At 46.9% G+C, this 4,472-nt stretch carries 6 protein-coding genes; all 6 read left to right on the top strand.

The window, feature by feature from the left end:
* On the top strand, nucleotides 1-743 hold a 743-nt coding region (locus QUB44_RS30145; protein ID WP_333373444.1), incomplete at its 5' end, for a TMEM175 family protein.
* 201 nt (nucleotides 744-944) lie between these two features.
* Complete coding sequence (locus QUB44_RS30140; protein ID WP_333373441.1) at nucleotides 945-1,700, top strand: SDR family oxidoreductase; 756 nt, start codon at nucleotides 945-947, stop codon at nucleotides 1,698-1,700.
* Nucleotides 1,701-2,128: 428 nt separating this feature from the next.
* Nucleotides 2,129-2,416, top strand: a complete 288-nt coding sequence (locus QUB44_RS30135) for a hypothetical protein (protein WP_333373438.1) — start codon at nucleotides 2,129-2,131, stop codon at nucleotides 2,414-2,416.
* A 20-nt stretch (nucleotides 2,417-2,436) separates the two neighbouring features.
* Nucleotides 2,437-2,814: a hypothetical protein gene (locus QUB44_RS30130; protein ID WP_333373435.1), complete on the top strand. Its 378-nt coding sequence runs from the start codon at nucleotides 2,437-2,439 to the stop codon at nucleotides 2,812-2,814.
* 78 nt (nucleotides 2,815-2,892) lie between these two features.
* Nucleotides 2,893-3,294 carry a RidA family protein gene (locus QUB44_RS30125; protein WP_333373433.1) on the top strand — a complete coding sequence of 134 codons (402 nt, stop codon included), beginning with the start codon at nucleotides 2,893-2,895 and terminating at the stop codon, nucleotides 3,292-3,294.
* 108 nt (nucleotides 3,295-3,402) lie between these two features.
* Nucleotides 3,403-3,780, top strand: coding sequence for a nuclear transport factor 2 family protein (locus QUB44_RS30120; protein WP_333373430.1), 378 nt, complete (start codon nucleotides 3,403-3,405; stop codon nucleotides 3,778-3,780).
* Nucleotides 3,781-4,472: the final 692 nt, after the last annotated feature.

The raw sequence follows: 4,472 nt of genomic DNA, 5'->3' as shown, positions 1-4,472 counted from the left end.
ATTTCAGCCTAAAAGCGTTTGGCTTCCAAGTTTTCACAACTGATAAAGAAATCCGACCGACATCTGCGGAATGTGGGTTAGAAGTAAACCAGTACGGAGTACCGGACAACCATTTTTACAAACGGCAGTTATACAACGCGGTAAGCAAACAAGGAGCATATCCAAAAATGGTTAAAGGTAGGTTAGAGGCATTCAGTGATGGGGTAATTGCTATTATTATCACCATTATGGTACTGGAGTTAAAAACGCCTCATGAGTCAGATTTAGCTACACTACGTCCGTTGATTCCAACCTTTCTAAGCTATGTGTTGAGTTTCGTGCATGTTGGTATCTACTGGAACAATCACCATCACCTGTTTCAGGCAGTCCGACAAGTGAATGGTTCAACTTTGTGGGCAAACCTACATTTGTTGTTCTGGTTATCATTATTTCCCTTTGTCACCGCATGGATGGGTGAAAATCACTTTGCTGCGTTGCCTGTGGCGCTTTATGGTGTGGTTCTATTGTTGGCTGCGATCGCCTACTTCACTCTGACCCGCATACTTGCTTTTAATCACGGTCAAGATTCCACACTTGCAAACGCTCTTGGTCGGAATTTTAAAGGCAAGTTATCGGTATTGATTTATGCAGTTACGATTCCACTTGCTTTTGCAATCCCTTGGCTTGCATGTGCATTATACGTTCTGGTTGCAGTTCTGTGGCTCATTCCCGATCGTCGTATTGAAAAGGCGTTGAACTCATAAAGTTCCATGTTCGATGCAACAAAAACTAGCTAACAAGCCCTCTGCACCAGAACGAATATAGGTTGTTGGTCACAGATAAAGGTGATCTGCGTCCGGTGAGCAGGAACGTTATGCCACTTATGGATGTACTCACTCATCCTGGCATTTTACGCTCCCAGGGGCGGGGAATCTAGCCACAAAGATTGAAACAGGAGAAACAGAATGATACTGCAAGATAAAGTGGCGTTAGTTACAGGAGGCGCATTGGGAATTGGTCGAGCAACAGCGATCGCATTTGGTGCTGCTGGAGCCAAAGTGGTCTTCTCGGACATACGCGGTATAGAAGGTGAAGAAACTGCTGATTTGATTCGCGAGACTGGGGCGGAATGCTTGTTCGTGAAATCAGACGTATCGAGTGAGGCGGATGTCCGGGAATTGGTGTACAAAGCGATCGCGACCTACGGCAGACTCGATTGTGCCTTTAACAATGCTGGCATTGATCTTGCTGTTAAACCACTGCACGAACAATCGATCGAGGATTTTGACAAGATCATGTCGATCAATGCGCGAGGAGTATTTCTGTGCATGAAATATGAAATTCAACAGATGCTCACCCAGGGCGCAGGCGCGATCGTGAACAATTCGTCCACCAATGGTCTTGTTGCGCTGCCAGGAATCTCTCCCTACGTTGCCAGCAAACACGCGGTGATGGGGCTGACACGCACTGTCGCACTTGACTATGCCAAACAGGGCATTCGGATTAATGCTGTTAATCCCGGTCCCATTGCGACTGATCTAATGGCTCGTAGCGCTGACCAGATAGGCATAACGTTCGATGATCTTGGGTCTATGGTTCCGATCGGCCGGATCGGTCAGGCAACAGAAATTGCTCAAGCGGTTGTGTTTCTTTGCTCTGATGCTGCCAGCTACATTACTGGGCAACCCTTAGTGATCGATGGTGGATATACAGCAGGCTAAATCGCGATCTTGGCAGATATCTTTTGCGATCGCAGTTCCGAATTGGTGGTTTCTAAGCAATTTGCTGGAATGACCTCGAAACAGGTTCACGTTTCGACCTAGTGACCGACGAATCATCCAGTCGCCACCGGGGCAGTGAGGCAGCGACCGAGATCGTCGTCGAGATTGAGGGCGAAGCCGATGGTCGAACGCAGCGTTCGCGATCGATGCTGGAGTTCAAGCGTGGCGCAGTCTCACTAACGGGTCTGAGCGTCGTTCTTTCTCTCGTGTCGGTATTGGGACTGAACGACCGCGCTCCTGCCCGCCCTGGGCTTTACCTACCCGAACTGCTCTCGGATACCGAATGGTTTCTGAATGAACTCCGCAGTGCGGGAGCGACTATCTACGAAGACTCTAAGTCAACTCTACAGTTTTAAGGTGGTGGAAAAATGATTCAGTGCAAAGATTTTGCGCCTCGGATTACTGAACGGGGATCCTTTGGCGGAGCTTCCGATTATGAATCCTTCTCTGAGGTTGTGAGTGCTGTCAATCAGTGGATCGAAACTACAACGATACAGGTGATCAACGTTGAAAGCGTTGTTTTACCAGATCATCTAGAAGGCACAAGTGATGGTAATTACGGATTGACGGTCAGTAATGGTTTCTACCCAGTAATGATCAGTCAAGGCGTCACAATCAATTGCTTTCAATGTGTGCGTGTTTGGTACAGAGAATAAGCTTCACCGGAGAAGAAATAATGAAACGATTTACTTTATTCACTTTCCTGTACCTCGCGCTCGGAGTTTGCCTGACGGCGATCGCACTTGGATACCCAAACCTGCCTTCGGGTCTTCAAACAAGCTTGTTCGTCAGTGCAGGAGTATCTTACCTTGTTTGTCTCCTCAGCACCTTCCCATTTTGGCGGGAGATGACGATCCGCTTCTATCGCAGACGGAATTCAGCGGTAATTCTACCCTGGTTTGTGATTGGATTCAATCTTGTTTGGATGATCTGGGAAGTTCAGAGTCAGAACTGGGCAATGGAAGCCATTTTGCAAGCGTTTTCGCGGCTAATAGTTGTCTTACTGTTTGCAGAAATTATTGTGATTACATGGCAAGTGAATTCTGAACATTAGGGTCTAAATCGGATGATGCCGAAACAAACTCGTTTCAGCAACGCGAGATAGAGTCAAACGCATTATATGAGGAACACCATGAGTAAGCCCAAGTTTTTTGTTACCCCTGGTTATGGGGAATACCTGCTGAATGAATTGCATTACTCGCAAGCGGTAAAAATTGGCGATCAAGTGGAGACATCAGGACAAGGTGGCTGGGATGACGATCTGCAAATTCCCGAATCGCTTGCAGACGAAATTGCTCAGGCGTTTCGGAACGTAGAGCGAACCTTGGCAACTGCCGGTGCGGGTTGGGAGCATGTTGTCCACATCAATTCTTACCATGTTGGAGGGTTTCCCCCAGAGGTTAACGAGGTGATGGTCAGGCTATATCGCCATTACATGCCCAACCATGCCCCAATTTGGACACAGGTAGGAGTCGCGGCTCTTGGACTTCCAACGATGCGGATTGAAATCCGCGTGACTGCAATTGTTCAGTGAATTTTGCACAAGCGGCAACGGGGTGATTCGGCGGCTAAGAAGGACGCACCGATCGGGAAACCGCTCTCGCTCCGTTAAAGCATCTACTTGAACAGAGGAGAGATTCAGATGTCAGACAAAAATAAAGCAATCTTAGAAGCGGCAAACGCGGCGATCGCTCAGGGCAACTATGAAGAATTTTTGTCGTTCTGCACCGACGACACGCAATGGACATTGGTAGGCGACAAGACCCTTCAAGGGAAGGAAGCCGTTCGCCAATGGATGGCAACGGAGTATGTGAAACCGCCTTTGAATATCGTTGCGAACTTGATCGCTGAGGGGGATTTCGTCACGGCACTCGGCGACCTCACAATCAAGGACGAAGAGGGGAAGGCGACTCATTACTCGTACTGCGATGTCTGGTGCTTTCGCGGTGGCAAGATGGTCGAATTAAAGGCTTTCGTGATCAAAACCAAGGTCAAGGATGAAAGCAGCAACGCGGCATAAAAGGAATCGATTATCATGAAAATTTTTTCTCATCACCTGCGAGAACGAAACTTGAAACCCACATTTCGCACCCTCAACTGGCACACACAGTTGGGGTGCTAATGGAGAGTAGATCGGTTTGTTAAACTTGAGTATAAATACTCAGAAAGCCGTGTCACGATCGCGGATGCGGGTCAATTCTGAAAAATACCCCTCTTCTGTCACTCTAGGAAGAGTATAATAGAACAAAATCTCTCAAACCAGAGCTGGGTCTATGGTTAAGCCTCGCCAAGCTGATTCAACCTTGAAATTGATTGATGAGTATTGTAGCTATTACAGAAATCTGTTTTCAGAAGTCAGAAGCTTTGAAGCTTTTACCCACCTTCATGCTGGTATAGTTTCTGATATTAAACGTAAGACGCTACCAGCCATTGCAGAGATAATGGGCTAGAAAATGCTCAAGGGTTGCATCACTTTCTTACCCAGTCACCCTGGGAGGCTCAAGCCTTGAGAAGGCAAAGGCTAGAATTAATCTTAAAAATTGTCGGTAGTGATAAATATGTAGTGATTAGATATTCATTGGCTCAAAACATAGTTGTAATGGCTCTTCTGAGTTTATGGTGTAAAATGTACCTTATAATACATTTACCGTTATGAGCTTCCATCTAGACTATCTATTAGCATTGCCTGGAGTCAGGGTTGAAACTTGTACT

The sequence above is a fragment of the Microcoleus sp. AT3-D2 genome (assembly GCF_036705715.1).
Classification (GTDB): Bacteria; Cyanobacteriota; Cyanobacteriia; order Cyanobacteriales; family Microcoleaceae; genus Microcoleus.
The sequence above is the reverse complement of the archived record's forward strand: the minus strand, read 5'-3'. Positions and strand labels throughout refer to the sequence as shown.